Here is an 18,465-nt window from a genome sequence, read left to right as displayed (position 1 = left end):
CTTAAGCAACTGGCCACCTATGGGCGAAAAAACAGAAAAGGCGACCCCCAAGCGTCTTCGAGATGCTAGAAAAAAGGGGCAGGTAGCCAAATCTCAAGATTTTCCTTCTGCGATTACGTTCATAGTGTCCATGTTCATGACGTTTTCTCTGTCTTCATTTTTTGCTGAACATTTAGGAGGGTTCTTAGTATCCATTTTCCGAACGGCTCCCCAACAACATGATCCTCGCCTTGCCGTTTATTATTTGAAAAACTGCTTAATGCTAATTCTTACAGTCTCACTTCCTCTACTAGGAGCAGTAGGCTTTGTAGGATTATTAATAGGATTTTTAGTTGTTGGTCCTACTTTCTCCACAGAAGTTTTCAAACCAGATTTAAAAAAATTCAATCCGATTGAAAACCTTAAACAAAAATTCAAATTAAAAACGTTTATTGAATTACTTAAATCTATTTTTAAAATCTCTGGAGCAGCATTAATTCTCTATATTGTTCTAAAAAATCGTGTAGAACTTGTTATTGAAACAGCTGGTGTTCCCCCTTTAGTTACAGCGCAAATATTCAAAGAGATTTTATACAAGGCTGTTACTTCCATTGGCATGTTTTTCCTTGTTGTTGCGGTAATAGACCTTGTGTATCAACGACACAGTTTTGCTAAAGAACTGAAGATGGAAAAGTTCGAAGTTAAACAGGAATTCAAAGATACAGAAGGGAACCCAGAAATTAAGGGGCGCCGTCGTCAAATTGCGCAAGAAATTGCCTATGAAGACACTTCCTCTCAAATTAAACATGCGAGCGCTGTCGTATCTAACCCTAAGGATATAGCCGTTGCCATCGGTTATATGCCTGAAAAATACAAAGCTCCATGGATTATAGCCATGGGAGTAAACTTAAGAGCACGAAGAATTATTGCGGAAGCTGAGAAGTATGGAGTTCCCATAATGCGGAACGTCCCCTTAGCACACCAGCTTTTAGATGAAGGAAAAGAGTTGAAGTTTATTCCTGAGACCACATATGAAGCGGTTGGGGAAATCCTTCTTTACATTACTTCTCTTAATGCGCAAAACATTGAGAATAAAAACATTAACCAATTCGATAATCTGTAATGAACAAGCTACTCAATTTTGTCAGTAGAACATTCGGGGGAGACGCGGCCCTGAACATGATAAACAAGTCCAGCGACCTCATCCTTGCTATGTGGATGTTGGGCGTGGTCTTGATGATCATTATGCCATTGCCTCCAGTTATGGTGGATTTCATGATCACCATCAACTTGGCAATCTCCGTATTCCTGCTGATGGTTGCCTTATATATTCCTAGCGCATTGCAACTCTCGGTTTTCCCTTCCCTACTCCTAATCACCACAATGTTCCGATTAGGAATTAACATCTCTTCTTCCAGACAAATTCTCCTTCATGCTTATGCAGGGAACGTGATTCAGGCCTTCGGGGACTTCGTCGTTGGAGGAAACTATGTCGTTGGATTTATTATCTTCCTAATCATCACCATCATACAGTTTATTGTGGTTACTAAAGGTGCGGAAAGGGTCGCTGAGGTTGCTGCTCGATTCCGATTAGATGCGATGCCTGGTAAACAGATGGCTATTGATGCTGACCTTCGTGCGGGGATGATTGATGCCACACAAGCTCGCGATAAACGAGCTCAAATTCAGAAGGAAAGTGAACTTTACGGAGCCATGGACGGAGCCATGAAGTTCATCAAAGGAGACGTTATTGCCGGTATCGTCATCTCCTTGATTAACATCGTCGGAGGGTTAGTCATTGGTGTCACAATGAAAGGCATGACAATGGCTCAAGCTGCTCACATTTACACCCTCATTACTATTGGGGATGGATTAGTTTCCCAAATTCCCTCCCTATTGATCTCTTTAACCGCTGGTATCGTAACTACTCGAGTATCTAGTGATAAAGATACAAACCTCGGGAAAGAAATTTCTAGCCAGTTGGTTAAAGAACCTAGAGCCTTACTCCTCTCTGCGGTAGCTACCTTAGGAATCGGTTTTTTTAAAGGATTCCCTTTATGGTCATTTGCCCTAATGGCTGTTGTTTTTGCAGTATTAGGTATTTTGTTAATCACCAAGAAAAATTCTCCTGGCAAAAAGGGAAGTTCCAGTTCTTCTACTACCGTAGGTGCTGCTGACGGAGCATCGGCCTCAGGAGAAAACTCCGATGATTATGCGCTTACTCTTCCTGTAATTCTCGAACTTGGTAAAGATCTTTCCAAACTTATTCAGCAAAGAACAAAATCAGGGCAAAGCTTTGTGGATGATATGATTCCTAAAATGCGCCAAGCTCTTTATCAAGATATTGGAATTCGCTATCCAGGAATCCACGTACGAACAGATTCCCCTTCTTTAGAAGGGAATGATTATATGATTCTTCTTAACGAAGTCCCCTATGTTCGAGGGAAAATTCCTCCTAACCACGTTTTAACAAACGAAGTGGAAGAAAACCTTTCTCGTTATAATCTACCTTTTATCACTTACAAAAATGCTGCAGGTTTGCCTTCAACTTGGGTCAGCACCGATGCTCTTACTATTTTAGAAAAAGCAGCTATTAAGTACTGGTCTCCTTTGGAAGTGATTATTCTTCATCTTTCTTACTTCTTCCATAGAAACTCTCAAGAGTTTCTAGGAATTCAGGAAGTTCGTTCTATGATTGAATTTATGGAACGATCTTTCCCTGATCTTGTTAAAGAAGTTACACGCCTTATTCCTCTGCAGAAGCTTACAGAAATTTTCAAGCGTTTAGTTCAGGAGCAAATTTCCATCAAAGATTTGCGAACCATTTTAGAATCTTTAAGCGAATGGGCCCAAACTGAGAAAGATACTGTATTACTGACAGAGTATGTACGTTCTTCCTTGAAACTTTATATCAGCTTCAAATTTTCTCAAGGGCAATCAGCAATTTCAGTCTACCTGTTAGATCCTGAAATTGAAGAGATGATTCGTGGCGCTATTAAACAAACTTCTGCGGGCTCTTATTTGGCCTTAGATCCAGATTCCGTAAACCTCATTTTAAAATCCATGCGAATGACTATTACCCCAACACCTCCTGGAGGCCAACCCCCAGTACTGTTGACAGCAATTGACGTCAGACGCTATGTACGAAAATTAATAGAGACAGAATTTCCTGATATTGCTGTGATTTCTTATCAAGAGGTCTTACCTGAAATTAGAATCCAGCCTTTAGGAAGAATTCAAATTTTCTAACCGTGAGGTAAGAAGAGATGACTGCATCCGGAGGAGCTGGAGGGTTAGGCGGAACCCAAACAGTAAACGTAGCACAAGCGCAAGCTGCAGCAGCTACTCAGGATGCACAAGAAATCATAGGCTCTCAGGAAGCTTCTGAAGCCAGTTTGATTAAAGGAAGTGAGGATCTTGCTAATCCTGCTGCAGCGACTAGAATCAAAAAGAAAGAAGACAAATTTCAGTCATTAGAAGCTCGTCGAAAAACAACTAGTAAATCCGAAAAAAAATCAGAAAGTACAGAAGAGAAATCAGACTCTTCTCTTGAAGAGCGCTTCACAGAAAATCTTTCGGATGTTTCTGGAGAAGATTTTCGAGGGTTAAAGGATTCTCTGAGTGAAGATTCCTCTCCTGAAGAGATTCTTGAGAAGCTGTCAGGCAAATTTTCGGACCCCACAATTAAAGATCTTGCTCTAGACTTTCTGATTCAATCGAGTCCTCCTGATGGGAAATTAAGAGCCTCTCTTATTCAGGCAAAACAGACGCTTTTTCAACAAAATCCTCAAGCAGTCAAAGGAGGGCGCAACGTTCTTTTAGCATCAGAAGCCTTTGCTTCTAAAGCAAACACTTCCCCTGCATCATTACGCGCATTGTATACCCAAGTAACCTCATCTCCGGCTAATTGTGCTTCTCTAAGTCAGATGCTATCCTCTTATTCTCCTACAGAAAAAGCAGCTGTTATAGATTTTTTAACAAATGGTATGGTGTCTGATCTCAAATCAGGAGGGCCTTCCATCCCTGCTCCACAATTGCAAGTGTATATGACGGAGCTCAGCAATCTACAAGCCCTCAACTCTGTAGACAGTTTTTTTGACAAAAATACAAAAGGACTAGAAGACAATTTAAAAGCCGAAGGACATACCCTTCCACCATCCCTAACTCCCAGTAATCTTGCTCAAACTTTTTTAAAGTTAGTGGAAGATAAGTTCCCGTCCTCCCAAAAAGCTCAAAAATTGTTGGATGGCCTTGTTGGTTCTGACGTTACTCCTCAAACTGAAGTTTTAAATCTCTTTTACCGAGCGCTCAATGGTTGTTCCCCACGAATATTCGGCAATGCTGAGAAAAAACAGCAGCTAGCAACAGTAATTACTAACACATTAGATACCGTGAATGCCGATAACGAAGATTATCCTAAACCTAGCGATTTCCCCAAACCTTCCTTCCATGGCACTCCTCCTCATGCTCCAGTGTCTCTATCTGATATTCCATCAGCAACAACAAACTCTGCAGACCAATAATAGAAATAATCCCAGAAAAGAACGCTTCCTATTATGCAAAATCAATTCGAACAACTCCTTACAGAACTTAGTGCCCAACTTAATAGTCCACTCTCTCCAGATGAAAATAATGCCTGTGTCGTCCGATTTGGCTATAATGACGTTGCTGTACAAATTGAAGAAGATGGAAATTCAGGATTTTTAGTTGCAGGAGTTGTTCTCGGTAAACTTCCTGAAAATACTTTTAGACAAAAGGTATTTAGAGCTGCTTTATCTATTAATGGTTCCCCTCAATCTAATATTAAAGGCACCCTGGCTTATGGCGAGATTTCGAATCAATTATATCTGTGCGACCGAATCAATATGACCTATCTAAACGGAGAAAAATTATCTCGTTACTTGGTACTTTTTTCTCAACATGCCAAAATTTGGATTCAAGCTCTTGTAAAAGGAGAACTCCCAGATCTACATGCTCTGGGGATGTATCACCTGTAGACCTATGCCATTATTATCCCGATCCTTACGTATCATCCAAAACTCTCCTATTCGAAAAGTTTGGAATCAAGTCGATACTTCCCCAAAACACGGGATTTGTGTGCCACTTTTTTCCATACATACTCAAAACAGCTGCGGAATAGGAGAGTTTCTCGATCTGATCCCTATGATTGACTGGTGCACTCTATGCGGATTTCAAATTCTTCAAATTCTCCCCATTAATGACACCGGATCTTGTTCAAGCCCTTACAATAGCATTTCTTCCATATCTCTGAATCCCCTTCATCTATCTATATCGGCCCTTCCTTATAAAGAAGAAGTCTCATCTTCAAGAAAACTCATACAAGAAATGCAAAGACTTTCTCAGCTCTCTCAAGTAAATTATGAGAAAGTTATCCCTATGAAGAGAGCTTTTTTCAAAGAATACTTTCGTGTATGTAAAAGTAAAAACCTTACTAACCATCCAGATTTTTGTGACTTTTGTGAACGAGAGAAATATTGGTTACACCCTTACGCTCTTTTCTGCTCCATTCGAGAACACCTTAACTACCTTCCGATTAATCATTGGTCAACAACTTACACAGATCTTTCTTACATTTCACAACACGAACACACCTTTGCTAAAGATATAGAGTTTTACTCCTATCTACAATACCTTTGCTTCGAACAAATGAAGCAAGTTCGTAAACATGCGGATCACAAAGGCTGTCTTATTAAGGGGGATATTCCCATTCTTATCAGTAAAGATAGCTGTGATGTCTGGTTCTATAGAAAATATTTTTCTTCTTCCGAATCTGTAGGCTCTCCTCCTGATTTTTATAATGCGGAAGGTCAAAACTGGAACCTCCCTATTTATAACATGAAGACTTTGCGACAAGACGCTTACCATTGGTGGAAAGAAAGATTGCGTTACGCAGAAAATTTTTATTCTTTATATCGTCTTGATCATGTAGTTGGATTGTTTAGATTTTGGGTATGGGATGAATTGGGACGTGGACGCTTCGAACCACAAGATCCTAAAGACTACCTAGATCAAGGGACAGACATTTTGTCCCATTTATTAAAAGCTTCATCGATGCTCCCTATAGGAGAAGATTTAGGCACTATCCCCGTAGATGTAAAACAAGCACTCGAATCTTTAGCCGTATGCGGCACCCGAATTCCTCGCTGGGAACGAGACTGGGAAGGTACCGGCGCCTACATACCTTTCGATCAATATAATCCTCTATCCGTCACGAGTTTATCCACCCACGACTCCTCTACTTTAGCTTTATGGTGGCAAGAAGCTCCCCAAGAAGCCAGATTATTTGCTCAATTTTTAGGAATGCCCTATACGCCTTCCCTTTCTTTTCATAATCATAAGGAAATCCTAAAACTTTCTCACAAAACTTCTTCCATTTTTCATATCAATCTCATCAACGACTACCTAGCTTTATGTCCTGACTTAATCTCGACCAATCCTTTACAAGAAAGAATTAATCTTCCTGGAACTATTTCAAAAAATAACTGGGTATATCGAGTTAAACCTTCTATTGAACAATTATCCGCTCATTCCAAGCTAAATTCTTTACTTGCATCACTTTTTTAAAGGCACTTAGGTATTTTTATTTTGAAATACATTTTCTGCTACATTTTCAAGAAAACTTCTTCCCGATATATTAAAAAAGGTCTAACATGGTTTCTTTTTGTTACAGTTGCCCTGTCGAGAGATAGCGGCCAGTGAATATAGGGAAGTCATGTCGAAGAAATGTGCTCTTACAGGAAGAAAGCCTCGTCGCGGATATAGCTACGCTATCCGAGGGATTTCTAAAAAGAAAAAAGGAATCGGTTTGAAAGTTACAGGAAGAACAAAACGTCGCTTCCTCCCTAATATGATGACTAAAAGACTTTGGTCTACAGAAGAAAATCGCTTCCTTAAACTCAAAATTTCCGCAGCAGCTTTACGTCTGGTTGATAAATTGGGCTTGGATAAGGTTGTTGCCCGAGCTAAAAGCAAAGGTTTTTAGTCTCTCATATGCATGCTGAGAGAAAATCTTTCTCAGCATGCGTATCTATTTCTCCCCCGAGAAAATCCTTCTTATGGAATCTAGGAAGACTATTTTGAATATTCGAATAGACGGACTGCGGCGTGTTTTCCTTACGATCTTTGGTGGATTACCTACGTGTTCAGCGTGAACTTATTGACATCTATACTCCCGTAGATCCTTATTTAGAAATAGCAGAGATCCATCGTCGCGTTGTAGAAAACGAAGGGCCAGCTCTTCTCTTTCATCATGTTAAAGGATCTCCTTTTCCCGTGCTCACGAATTTATTTGGCACGCAGAAACGTGTTGATCTTCTATTTCCAGATCTTTCTTCTGGGATTTTTGATCAAATTGCTATCTTACTATCCTCCCCCCCCTCTTTCTCTTCATTATGGCAACATCGTTCTCTTTTAAAACGGGGGCTTTCGTCTTTAGGACTCCGTAAACAACGGTTTCGCCCTTCTCCATTTCTTCATCAAGATGCCCCTAATCTCTTACAACTTCCTATGCTTACAAGCTGGCCAGAAGATGGAGGGCCATTTTTAACGCTCCCTTTGGTTTATACGCAATCCCCTGAAAATGGTATCCCTAATTTGGGGATGTACCGTATGCAGCGATTTGATGAACAAACCCTAGGCTTGCATTTCCAAATTCAAAAAGGAGGCGGGGCTCACTTCTTTGAAGCTGAGCAAAAACAACAAAATCTTCCTGTCACGATCTTCCTTTCGGGCAATCCTTTTCTCATTCTATCAGCTATTGCGCCTCTGCCTGAAAATGTTCCGGAGCTGTTATTTTGTTCTTTTTTACAAAACAAAAAGCTTTCTTTTGTTAAAAAAGCCCCCTTATCCAATCACCCGCTACTATGCGATGCCGAATTCATTCTGACTGGAGAAGCTCTTGCAGGGAAGCGTCGTCCGGAAGGCCCTTTCGGAGATCACTTCGGATATTACAGTTTAACGCATGATTTCCCCATCTTTAACTGCCAGCACTTATATCATAAAAAGGATGCTATCTACCCAGCAACAATCGTAGGAAAGCCTTTTCAAGAAGATTTTTTCCTAGGAAATAAACTACAAGAGATTCTTTCTCCACTCTTTCCACTAATTATGCCAGGAGTTCAAGATCTCAAAAGCTACGGAGAAGCAGGATTCCATGCTGTAGCGGCCGCAGTAGTTAAAGAGCGATATTGGAAAGAAGCCCTACGATCTGCTTTACGGATTCTTGGAGAAGGACAGCTCTCTTTAACGAAGTTTTTATGGATTACAGATCAATCCGTAGATTTAAATAACTTCCCTAGTCTGTTAGAATGCGTATTAAAACGTATGCGATTTGATCAGGATCTTATTATCATTTCGGACACAGCAAATGATACGTTAGATTACACTGGCCCTGCCTTAAATAAGGGGTCTAGAGGCATCTTTTTAGGTGTGGGGACTCCAATCCGCTCTTTACCTCGACACTACCAAGGCCCCTCTCTCCCAGGAGTATCTCGCATAGGAGTATTTTGCYGAGGCTGTTTAGTTCTAGAAACCTCTATTCAACAAATAAACATTCCTCTATTACTGAAGGAATCTCATTTAGAACAGTGGCCTTTAATTGTTTTAGTAGAAGATCTGTCAAAAACTCTTTCTGATACGAAAGAGTTTTTATGGCGAACATTTACACGATCATCCCCCGCAACAGACTTGCACATCCCTGTCAGTCATGTAACGAATCACAAAATCAGTTACCGCCCCCCAATGATTCTTAATGCTCTCATGAAACCTTCTTATCCTAAAGAAGTCGAAGCTGATGAGGAAACTAAAAAACACGTTTCTTCGCGTTGGGATAAATACTTCTCTTAAAAAGAAAAATCTCTTTTTATTAAGTTTTTGTTTTGTTTTTAATAAAAAGAAAATAAATACCAACAAAAATCACTTTAGCGACAACTATTTGTGATTAATTTTAAGTATAACACCTTGTCTAGGTGTCAATGAGCAATACAATCAAATGAAAAAAACAAAACAACTTATTTCTAAAATCACATTCAGCTTAATTTCCCTTTTTATTGGAGGATATTTATTAAAAGCCCCTCCTCCAAATCAATCTTCTGATACCTTTCAAACTTTTATCGAGTCCAATGAACCTATTATCTTCTCTAAACAATGTGGGGACAATATTACTCAGGTTCTCTGTGATGCAATTAACTCTGCAAAAAAGGATATTTTTCTGAGTATCTATGATCTTTCTTCCTCGGCTATTATTTCCGAATTGAAAAAACAAGAAGAGTCTCAAATTCCCCTATGCATTCACTACCAACGCATTTCAAAAAGCACTAATTTCTCCCCATCTCCACAACTCACTCTGGTAGAACACCCTCCTGTAAAAAACAAGCTGATGCACCAAAAAACCATGGCTATAGATGGGAAAACAGCTTGGATAGCATCCGCAAACTTGACATTTACATCCTTAGAAAAAAGTGCAAATTTAGTCATTGGATTGAAAAGCCCAGAACTTTGTCATTTCATTAAGACCCAAACCTCTGGAATCTGCTGTATCAACAATCAACCCATAGAATACTTCTCTCTAAATGAGGGAAATTCTGCTGCCTTAGAAAAGGTACTCCAACACATTCGCTCTGCTAAGGAATCCATTCAAATTGGGATGTTTGCTCTTACCCTTCCACAAATTATTAAAGAATTAAATAATGCACAGAATCGAGGTGTCGATGTAGTGATCCTGGTAGATAAAGGATTCAAATCCTTAACCTTAAAACAAATTCAACAATTGGAACATCCAAGTCTTTCTATTTATGAGAAAGTAACTCCCTATCAACTACATCATAAGTTCGGAATATTCGATAAAAAGACTCTCATCACAGGATCAGTAAATTGGTCTGAAAAAGGATTTTTCCTTAATACAGAAGACATGATTGTCATTGAAAATCTTACAGAAAAACAGCAATGTAAAATACAAGCCATCTGGGATGGATTAATAGAAGAATGTACTCTGTACTATTCTCCAGATCAACAGGAACAGAACCCTATAATCATTCCATTTCCCACAAATAACGAAAATCAAGCAGCCTGATATTAATGCAAGATTACTCGTCACCCTTATTATTTTGGAATAATGTTAGAGTCATCTCCAAAATTCCTTCATTGCGAGAAATCACCCAAGCCTCTGCAGCATGAGCAATTGCTTGTGCTGCAGTAGCACCAATACGAATTGATTTTTTAGATTTTTTTGTAATCCGCTTACCTAAAGACTTAGGATGTTCAGATTCATCATCCCAAGACCACTCAATAGAGCCTCCCATCTGGAGTTTTTGAAAATCTAACCGAAAATGACGCAACTGGCCAAGTAACACGCTGGTTTGTTTTTTGGTCAGAATTTTAAATCGATGACGCTGTCTCTTTTCTTTATCTTCCTGCTCAGCAATAACCAATAAGGCCATGCGCAACGCTTCATTGCGAGAAATCTCTTCTGCTATTTTCTCTGATATACTACCAGACTTTTTCTCTTGAGGATCTTTCGTTATCCCCTGAAAAGCTATTGATCCGTAAGGATCAAAAGGGATAATTCTCACGAATCACCTCCTGCATCTTCTGTTTTATTTGCTTTGTCCTGATCTTGATCTTGTTCTCCTTCCCCACTATTACCTCCGGAGGATTCTTGATCATCATCATACGCAGCAAATACTTCTGGTTTCCCTTGTACAGAAAAACGCGAAGAAACGCTAAATGGCGAAATGGATTGGAAAATAATTGCTGGATCAACAGCCACATTACGGTATTGATAAATTAATGGATCCGGAGGACCACCAGGCCCTTTACGATGCTCTAAAACGGCCTTATAATCAGCTGTAGAAAGAGGAATCGGAGATAGCACCGACATTCCCAATTGAGAAGGAAACTGATAAGCGGAGCTGATCGTATCCTGTCCAACCGTATCAGCCGAAACAGAAACAACTCCTACACTTGTATCCTGAATAAGATCTTGTTCTATATTGGCATACGGCGCCTTAAACATGGCGCTCTGTTGAACAGCAAAAGGAAGTTCGTTAACATCCCATGGAGAATCTCCCTTGGGGAACCTGTAAGACGCCTCTTCATGCAGACTCGTTGCCGACAAAGAGACTGTATTTCCCGATCCTCTCGGATTAAAAGATAGATTCCCTATCCGAGAACTCTCTTCCCAGATATCTTGATTCGTTTCCTTTTTGGTAAAATTGTGAGGAATCGTTCCCGAAAATTTAGGTTCAGGAAATTGTGTAACTCCCAATCCAGAGGTAGAAGAGGCTACAAAGAAAGCCATTCCCTCCCCAGAACTTAATAACGCTGCCATCATTTTTGCCATAGCAGCCATCTCTTCTAAAGAAAGCTCGTCCTTTTTCTTCTCTTCTACTACAGAGACAGGATCGTCGACAACTGAGTTCACTAACCCTACCATTGATAAACTTTCTGTCTGTTTATTCATATCCGAGACATCGATCATTCCTTCATTACTCACAGTAGGTGCTCTACGTAAAAGAGAAGAAGTCTCAATATTGGGATCTAAAAGAGTAGAAATCATTTCTCCTCCCAATCGAGCTTCCGTCCATGCACTGATCGTGTGCGGGTCCAAATAAGAGGCCCGAGCATTAGGATTAAAAGAAGCTAAAGCTGTTATCTCCCCATCTGATAGCTGTTCAATAGCCAGAGGACTATGCAAAGCCGTTAATGAAGGGGTCGATGATAGCGCGGTAGCCCCTAAATGCTTTTCCGTTATAGAAGAAACTTGGGACGTTTGACTCCATAATCCAGAGGCTCCGAGATAAAAATTTTGCATCTCAGGAGAAACGCGATTTCCTTTTTTCTTAACATATTCCATCTGGCTGGGAATCATAGACATCCCCTCTCCATTGGCCTCAGCTCTACGTGCAGAAATACGCGAAGCTCGAGTTCCAAACCCTGTTAAAAACCCTTGAGTGCCAGCCCGTACCTTAGAAAAATTCCCTTTTAACTTGGTTTTGGGAGATTTTGAAGTTTTATCAAGAGTCTTTTTGTATTTTCCCTCACTTTGCTGTAAATCAGTAACATAATCTAATTCTGTTCCCGAACTTATTGCAGCTTGCTGTTCTGCGGCAGAGGACTCCTTAGCTCTCGATGCCCCGACAGATTCTTTAGCGGTGTTTGCCGATTCCGCCTGTTTCCCCATAAAAATAGAAGGATCAAAATCAGGCGTTGCGGGAGATATGCTACCACTTCCAAAAACAGACATGCTATTTCCTTAAAAAATAAAAAGCCAGTGAATGGTAACAATAATTTTAAACTGAAACAGTTAATTATAAAACAAAACAAAATACATTGAGTTTTAAATCAATTCATAATAGAAAAACATTTGGACAAAAAAAACGCAAGGCAGTGAAGCCTTGCGAAAAAAACCAAAAAAATAGGTCTGACAGCAAAGAAAAGCGGGTAGATGCAATAAAGTGCATCTCTGTAGCCCCAAGTAGGCACTCATGCCTAACCGCTCAGTAATAAAGACTTTGGAGATCATTATTACTAAGCGGTCTTTGAGACCTATAATAAATAACCCAGGCCCCACCATCATTCCATTGTGGGTTAATCCCACTTATTTAGTTTTTTATTAGATCTTTCTCCAATTACAATTTTACAGAATACCTGCCAAAATTATGTAAATCCGTCTCCACAAACCCCTTCTGGTATGTGAAAACCAAAATTTGGTCAGGATTTTTAGGCATTTGTTTATTCAAAAGTGAACGAACTAGTACATCAAACTCTGCTGCACGTTTTCTAAGAACCTCTTTTTCTTTTGAAGCCGTGCTATAGTGATGTTTTTTCTCTTTTTTGGTTCCACTTTCAACAGAAGCTGGAAAATACTTTCCCGTCTTACATCTAATCACTTGTGCTAAACTGCGACTGCCTCTTTTTTTCATAAGCAGAAACCAGAATGTTTTTATTTTTAAAAATATATTCTATATATTAAATTAGAATGCATTTTGAACGAAACTATAAAATAAATAGAAACACATCTTTATTAACTAAATATTGTGCATCGATTGATATAAATCGCTTCATCTTTTATATTCCGAAAATATTCATAATAACTCTGTTGAGGCTCTTATTCCTCTTACTAAGGTTCCTTTCCCGACTATCTTCGGAATCTTTTCTGAAAATTTGTCACGCGCGACATTGTTCTCTGTCTCTTTGGCAAGTTTTCTCTTGTTTCCACGCTATTTTCCTGAATGGCGGCCCGTATATTTTGCACCTTTGGTCGTTACTACTTTTTATTCCCATCCTAAAGAACGCGTTCTTCTTTGGGCTATGCTTTCAGGTCTTCTTTGCGATATGGGATCCACTTGTTTTATGGGCATTCAAGCCTTTCTTTATGTGAGCACAGCTCTTATCCTTTACAAAACACAAAAGTTCTTTATAAAGGAGCGTTGGATCTCACTTCCTTTGATCAGCGCTCTGTTTGCTCTAACCTTCTATTTGCTCTCCTACCCAGTTCTCGCGTTTTTCAATCACCCCCTTTGTCTGTGCGGAACAGCCCTTCTAGCTGATTTACAACATGTGATCTTAGTAGACCTTCCTTATGGAGCATTTCTCAGCCTTCTGACCCATAAAACACCTTTTACTCCACAGATCTAATTCCTGCTCTGTCTTCTAGTTTTAAAAATTCATCAGCTGCTGTACACTGATCGAGAGGATTGTATCCCCTATTTTCTAGAACAACTGACAATAAATCATTTAACTAAGTGTTTGTACATGTTATTAAAGGGAGCTCCAGCCGCTGATGGTATTCTAGCAACTGTCAAAGACAATATCCGATCCCAATCAGGTTCTCCTGGTCTTGCTGTTGTCTTGATAGGCAACAACCCTGCTTCAGAAATTTATGTAAATATGAAAGTAAAGCGCGCCAGAGATTTGGGAATGATATCCAGATCTTACCGGAAGCCTTCGGATGCAACTCTTTCTGATATTCTATCTCTTATCCACGAGCTAAACTGCGATGAAAATATTCATGGCGTTCTAGTTCAACTCCCCCTTCCTAAACATCTAGATACTCAAACAATCCTTTCTTCTATTTCCCCTAATAAGGATGTTGATGGTTTACACCCTGTGAATATGGGGAAACTTCTTCTTGGAGAAACGGATGGGTTTATCCCCTGTACCCCCTCAGGAATTGTTGAACTTTTCAAATATTATGAAATTCCTCTCTATGGAAAACACGTTGTCATCTTGGGACGTAGTAATATTGTAGGGAAACCTTTATCAGCATTGCTTATGCAAAAACATGCAGATACTAATGCTAGCGTGACAGTTCTTCATAGCCAATCCGAACATCTAAAAGAAATCACTAAAACTGCAGACATTCTTGTCTCTGCAATTGGTGTTCCTCTCTTTGTAACTAAGGAAATGATCTCAGAAAAATGTATCGTTATAGATGTTGGAACTTCAAGAGTCCCTGCAGACAACCCTAAAGGGTATTCTTTAGTGGGCGATGTCGATTTTAACAATGTCGTTCCTGTTTGCCAAGCTATTACCCCTGTCCCTGGTGGGGTGGGCCCCATGACCGTTGCCATGCTAATGAGAAATACATGGGAAAGTTTTTTACGCCATACGCTTTGATCATATTCGTTTTCTTGATTCAAGCCTGCTCTTCTCCTTCAAAAACTATTTTTGAAGGTGTCCGCATGACAATTCCTTACCGAGTCGTGCTCGGGGAAACTCTTTCCTTTTCTCAAAAAAAACAAGCTCAAAAGGAAATCGATCAAATATTTGATCACATTGACCAAATATTTAATAATTGGAATCCTTTCTCTGAAATTTCGCGCATTAATCGTTCTGAAACTCTTGAACCCATTTCCCTATCTCCAGAACTCTTCTCTTTTTTATGTGAAATAGATCGATTCCATACCTTTTCAGACGGACGTTTTGATCCTACCTTAGGAGCTTTAAAAAACTTATGGCTGCTTCACTTAAAATCACAGACTCTCCCCCCTCAAGAACTACTTCACTCGTATAAGCAAAACACTGGATGGCATCTACTTTCTCTTGATAAGACCAATCACACGCTAAAAAAACTGTCTCCTTCAGTCCAATTAGATCTCTGTGGAGCTGTAAAAGGATTCGCTGTAGATCTGTTAGGAATATTTTGTTCCCAATTTTGTCAAAATTATTACGTGGAATGGGGTGGAGAAATCAAGACATCAGGAAAGCACCCTTCTGGTAGGTCTTGGGCCATAGCATCATCAGCAACGCCAGAAATTCTTCATCTCAATAATAGCTCCATAGCAACTAGTGGAAACCAATACCAACGTTGGTATGTAAATAAAAAAATTTACACTCATATTTTGGATCCTTTAACAGGAATTCCTCTAGAAGAGAGTAGCTATCCTATCTTAGCAGTATCTGTAATCGATGAAAATTGTGCTTTTGCAGATGCTATGGCTACAGCATTAACTACCTTCACCTCTAAGCAAGAAGCTCTTGATTGGGCAAAAAAGAAACATCTTTGTGTCTATATTACCGATAAGAACGCTTCATAGCGGCAGCTAATTCACGATTCTTTTCTCGTTCAATGAGTGCCTGACGCTTATCGTGGGATTTTTTCCCTCGACAACAGCCAATACGCACTTTAACAAAACCTTTAGAGAAGAAGAAGCTAAGAGGTATGATCGTTAACCCTTTTTGAGAAACTCGTGAATCCAACTTTTGAAGTTCATACTTATGTAAAAGAAGCTTGCGCTTACGACGCTCTTCATGGTTGTTAATATTCCCAAAGCGATAAGGCGCTATACTTGACTGTAGTAGCCAAGCTTCTCCTTTTGAGATCGTTACGTAAGCATCCCCTAAATTTCCACCATGATCTCGTAAAGATTTGATTTCTGTTCCAGTTAAAACGATCCCAGCGTCAAACGTCTCTAACACTTCATAGTTGTGAAAGGCTTTGCGATTCGAAACAATTTCCTTAACGCTCATGTTTTACCTCTTAAAAGCTAATGGCAGTATAGCAAAAAAGATTTCTTCTTTTCCTCTACAAAGTATTCATCCTTTGTCATTGATAATAATCCCAATCAGCAAGTACCATGTGGATTTCCGCCTTCAGGGAGGCTTTACCTAAGCTGTCTTTTGTCAAGATATTTTTTATAGATTTGGCCCCCGGGAGACGATTTATTTACCTCCGCGCCGCAAAGCTCGGTTGTTCATTCCAAAAAGACTTACGTAATTACAGGAAAGTAATGAAATTCGTTATCTCCCGAAATGAGTTAGGAAATCTGATTAAAAAGGTTCAAAACGTTGTTCCGCAAAGCACACCAATTCCCGTGCTAACCCATGTACTCATAGAGAGTTGCAACGATGAATTAGTGTTCACTGCTACAGATTTAACAGTCAGTACTCGTTGTGTTGTTAAAGCGAAAGTATATGAATCTGGGTCTGTAACTATACCTTCTCGACGTTTTTTCCAACTCATTCGAGAGTTAACAGAAGCTAACATTGAAGTGGCGGCTAATTCTGGAGAGATGGCAACGATTACCTCTGGATCTTCGTGTTTTAGACTGCTAAGTATGGGGAAGGAAGATTTCCCCATGCTTCCTGACATGCAAAACGCTCTTCGTTTCACCCTTGATTCTGAGCAATTAAAGGATATGTTCCAAAGAACATCTTTTGCAGTATCTCGAGAAGAGAGTCGCTACGTACTTACCGGGGTTTTGCTTTCCATCTCTAACGGCACCATGACTGTTGTCGGAACCGATGGTAAGCGTTTAGCAAAAATCGACACTAATATTTCTTTGGATCCAAGCTTTTCAGGAGACTATATTATTCCTATCAAGGCGGTTGAAGAGATCATTCGCATGGCTTCGGAAGATGTCCAATCAACGATCTTTTTAGATCAAACTAAAATTGCTGTAGAATGTGGAAACACTCTGTTAGTGACTAAACTCCTTTCTGGAGAATTCCCAGACTTTTCCCCTGTGATTTCTACACAGAGTAGCGTTCAATTAAACCTTCATCGTGAAGAGCTTATTTCCCTTCTTAAGCAAGTAGCTCTTTTCACAAACGAGTCCTCCCATTCTGTAAAATTTAGCTTTTCTCCAGGAGAACTTACTCTTACAGCAAACTGTACAAAAGTCGGAGAAGGGAAGGTGAGTATGGCCGTGAATTACACGGGTGAAACTCTAGAAATAGCCTTCAATCCTTTCTTCTTTTTAGACATACTGAAACACAGCCGTGATGAACTTGTTCAATTAGGAATCTCCGATTCCTATAATCCTGGGATTATTACAGATTCCACACGCAGTTTGTTTGTCATTATGCCTATGAGATTACATGACGATTAATGCGAGTTCATTCTTTATTTCTTAAAGATTTCAGAAATTACTCGGAACTGCGTCTAGAATTAGGACCAGAGATGAATTCTATCTTTGGTCTTAATGCTCAGGGGAAAACAAATATTCTTGAGGCATTGTATATCTTATCTTTAGGAAGATCCTTCCGAACAAGTCGTTTGACTGAGGCTATACGCTTTGGATCGTCTCATTTTTTTATCGAAGCTGTTTTCTCCCAAAACCAAGTTTTTCATACCCTCTCTATTCAAGTAGATAAACGAGGGAAGAAAATTCTTTTTGATGGAGCCCCTATTACTAAGTTGTCCGCACTAGTAGGACTATTTCCTGTTATTCTTTTTTCTGTAAAAGACACAACAATTATTGAAGGCTCCCCAGCAGAACGGCGCCGGTTTCTAGATCTCTTATTAGCCCAAGCTTCAGAAAAATATACAGGTCAGATTGCCTTGTATCACAAAGCTTTGGACCAACGTAATGCAGCTATTAAAACACAAGACTATAAAACCATCGCTGCCTGGAACTCCCCTCTTATTGCTTATGGAAGCCTGGTAGCCTTGTTGCGCTATGAATGCGCTAAAAAACTGCATAAAATTTTTCAAAATCTTTGGGATAACACATTAAAAGAAACTCTTTCTCTTCGTTATGAGAGTTCTCTCATTACAACAGAGTCTCCTACACTCAATGACATTGCAAGTAATTACTATGAACAACTTAGATTAGCTAATACCAAAGACTTTGAACTTGGCTACACAACAGTAGGCCCTCATCGAGATGAACTTATCATCACGCTTAATGATTTACCTGTTTCTAAATTCTCTAGTGAAGGCCAAAAACATTCTCTTTTAGCAGTTCTTCGATTTGCTGAATGTGTATATCTTCAGGAAGAATTTCTTATCCATCCACTTCTATGTATGGATGATATTCACGCTTGTTTAGATCAAAATCGATTAGATCAGCTCTTCCAACTCTCAACTTCTTTAGGACAAACTGTTACTACTTCCACCATTTGTCCGAATCATCTAGATTCTAACTCTTCTATTTTTCACGTTACACAAGCTCAAGTATCGCTTGTCACTTCCAATTTTTTATAATTCTTTATTCGCAATATTTGTTTTATTAATCGAAACAA

General features: G+C 39.5%; 17 protein-coding genes and 1 pseudogene. 13 read left to right on the top strand and 5 right to left on the bottom strand.

Going from position 1 to position 18,465, the window contains the following annotated elements:
- Nucleotides 1-19: 19 nt before the first annotated feature.
- From cdsU to TC_RS01790, 8 genes are all read left to right on the top strand, one after another.
- The gene (gene cdsU, locus TC_RS01825; protein WP_010230256.1) at nt 20-1,102 is read left to right on the top strand and encodes a SctU family type III secretion system export apparatus subunit CdsU; all 1,083 of its coding nucleotides are present in this window, start codon (nt 20-22) and stop codon (nt 1,100-1,102) included.
- Nucleotides 1,102-3,228 (top strand): SctV family type III secretion system export apparatus subunit CdsV, encoded by a 2,127-nt coding sequence (gene cdsV, locus TC_RS01820; RefSeq protein ID WP_010230254.1) that lies wholly within the window; start codon nt 1,102-1,104, stop codon nt 3,226-3,228. The genes cdsU and cdsV overlap by 1 nt, the downstream gene beginning before the upstream one ends.
- 17 nt (nt 3,229-3,245) lie before the next feature.
- A complete protein-coding gene (sctW, locus tag TC_RS01815; RefSeq protein WP_010230252.1) occupies nt 3,246-4,502 on the top strand; it encodes a type III secretion system gatekeeper subunit SctW in 1,257 nt (418 codons plus the stop codon).
- A gap of 33 nt (nt 4,503-4,535) precedes the next feature.
- Nucleotides 4,536-4,976 carry a CesT family type III secretion system chaperone gene (locus TC_RS01810; protein ID WP_010230250.1) on the top strand — a complete coding sequence of 147 codons (441 nt, stop codon included), beginning with the start codon at nt 4,536-4,538 and terminating at the stop codon, nt 4,974-4,976.
- 4 nt (nt 4,977-4,980) lie between these two features.
- Entirely contained in the window at nt 4,981-6,564 is a 1,584-nt protein-coding gene (locus TC_RS01805) for a 4-alpha-glucanotransferase (RefSeq protein WP_010230247.1), read from the top strand.
- A gap of 148 nt (nt 6,565-6,712) precedes the next feature.
- A complete protein-coding gene (gene rpmB / locus TC_RS01800) occupies nt 6,713-6,982 on the top strand; it encodes a 50S ribosomal protein L28 (protein WP_010230244.1) in 270 nt (89 codons plus the stop codon).
- Between the two features lie 122 nt (nt 6,983-7,104).
- Nucleotides 7,105-8,844 (top strand): menaquinone biosynthesis decarboxylase, encoded by a 1,740-nt coding sequence (locus tag TC_RS01795; protein WP_010904323.1) that lies wholly within the window; start codon nt 7,105-7,107, stop codon nt 8,842-8,844.
- A 145-nt stretch (nt 8,845-8,989) separates the two neighbouring features.
- Nucleotides 8,990-10,069 (top strand): phospholipase D-like domain-containing protein, encoded by a 1,080-nt coding sequence (locus TC_RS01790; RefSeq protein ID WP_010230240.1) that lies wholly within the window; start codon nt 8,990-8,992, stop codon nt 10,067-10,069.
- Nucleotides 10,070-10,082: 13 nt separating this feature from the next.
- On the opposite strand, the gene TC_RS01785 is transcribed toward TC_RS01790, so the two are convergent.
- The 4 genes and pseudogenes from TC_RS01785 to ltuB form a co-directional block, all read right to left on the bottom strand.
- The gene (locus tag TC_RS01785; protein WP_010230237.1) at nt 10,083-10,568 is read right to left on the bottom strand and encodes a hypothetical protein; all 486 of its coding nucleotides are present in this window, start codon (nt 10,566-10,568) and stop codon (nt 10,083-10,085) included.
- A complete protein-coding gene (locus TC_RS01780; protein WP_010230235.1) occupies nt 10,565-12,241 on the bottom strand; it encodes a hypothetical protein in 1,677 nt (558 codons plus the stop codon). The genes TC_RS01785 and TC_RS01780 overlap by 4 nt, the downstream gene beginning before the upstream one ends.
- A gap of 9 nt (nt 12,242-12,250) precedes the next feature.
- Nucleotides 12,251-12,571: pseudogene (locus TC_RS04930) on the bottom strand (hypothetical protein).
- Between the two features lie 55 nt (nt 12,572-12,626).
- Nucleotides 12,627-12,920 (bottom strand): late transcription unit protein LtuB, encoded by a 294-nt coding sequence (gene ltuB / locus TC_RS01775; RefSeq protein ID WP_010230233.1) that lies wholly within the window; start codon nt 12,918-12,920, stop codon nt 12,627-12,629.
- 271 nt (nt 12,921-13,191) lie between these two features.
- On the opposite strand from ltuB, the gene mreD reads away from it, so the two are divergent.
- From mreD to TC_RS01760, 3 genes are all read left to right on the top strand, one after another.
- Nucleotides 13,192-13,635 (top strand): rod shape-determining protein MreD, encoded by a 444-nt coding sequence (gene mreD, locus TC_RS01770; protein ID WP_042107577.1) that lies wholly within the window; start codon nt 13,192-13,194, stop codon nt 13,633-13,635.
- Nucleotides 13,636-13,752: 117 nt separating this feature from the next.
- Nucleotides 13,753-14,616, top strand: coding sequence for a bifunctional methylenetetrahydrofolate dehydrogenase/methenyltetrahydrofolate cyclohydrolase FolD (folD, locus tag TC_RS01765; protein WP_010230231.1), 864 nt, complete (start codon nt 13,753-13,755; stop codon nt 14,614-14,616).
- Entirely contained in the window at nt 14,586-15,536 is a 951-nt protein-coding gene (locus TC_RS01760; RefSeq protein ID WP_010230229.1) for an FAD:protein FMN transferase, read from the top strand. The genes folD and TC_RS01760 overlap by 31 nt, the downstream gene beginning before the upstream one ends.
- Here TC_RS01760 and smpB read toward each other — a convergent pair.
- Nucleotides 15,514-15,969, bottom strand: a complete 456-nt coding sequence (gene smpB / locus TC_RS01755; protein WP_010230227.1) for an SsrA-binding protein SmpB — start codon at nt 15,967-15,969, stop codon at nt 15,514-15,516. The two genes, TC_RS01760 and smpB, sit on opposite strands and share 23 nt — an antisense overlap.
- 260 nt (nt 15,970-16,229) lie before the next feature.
- Here smpB and dnaN point away from each other — a divergent pair, with 260 nt between their 5' ends.
- Together dnaN and recF are read left to right on the top strand one after the other, a co-directional pair.
- Nucleotides 16,230-17,330: a DNA polymerase III subunit beta gene (gene dnaN, locus TC_RS01750; protein WP_010230225.1), complete on the top strand. Its 1,101-nt coding sequence runs from the start codon at nt 16,230-16,232 to the stop codon at nt 17,328-17,330.
- On the top strand, nt 17,330-18,427 hold the full coding sequence (gene recF, locus TC_RS01745) for a DNA replication/repair protein RecF (RefSeq protein ID WP_010230223.1): 1,098 nt from the start codon (nt 17,330-17,332) through the stop codon (nt 18,425-18,427). The genes dnaN and recF overlap by 1 nt, the downstream gene beginning before the upstream one ends.
- Nucleotides 18,428-18,465 lie beyond the last annotated feature (38 nt).

The organism is Chlamydia muridarum str. Nigg (assembly GCF_000006685.1).
Lineage (GTDB): Bacteria > Chlamydiota > Chlamydiia > Chlamydiales > Chlamydiaceae > Chlamydia > Chlamydia muridarum.
Note: the sequence above shows the minus strand (reverse complement) of the source record. Positions and strands in the feature narration are given on the sequence as shown.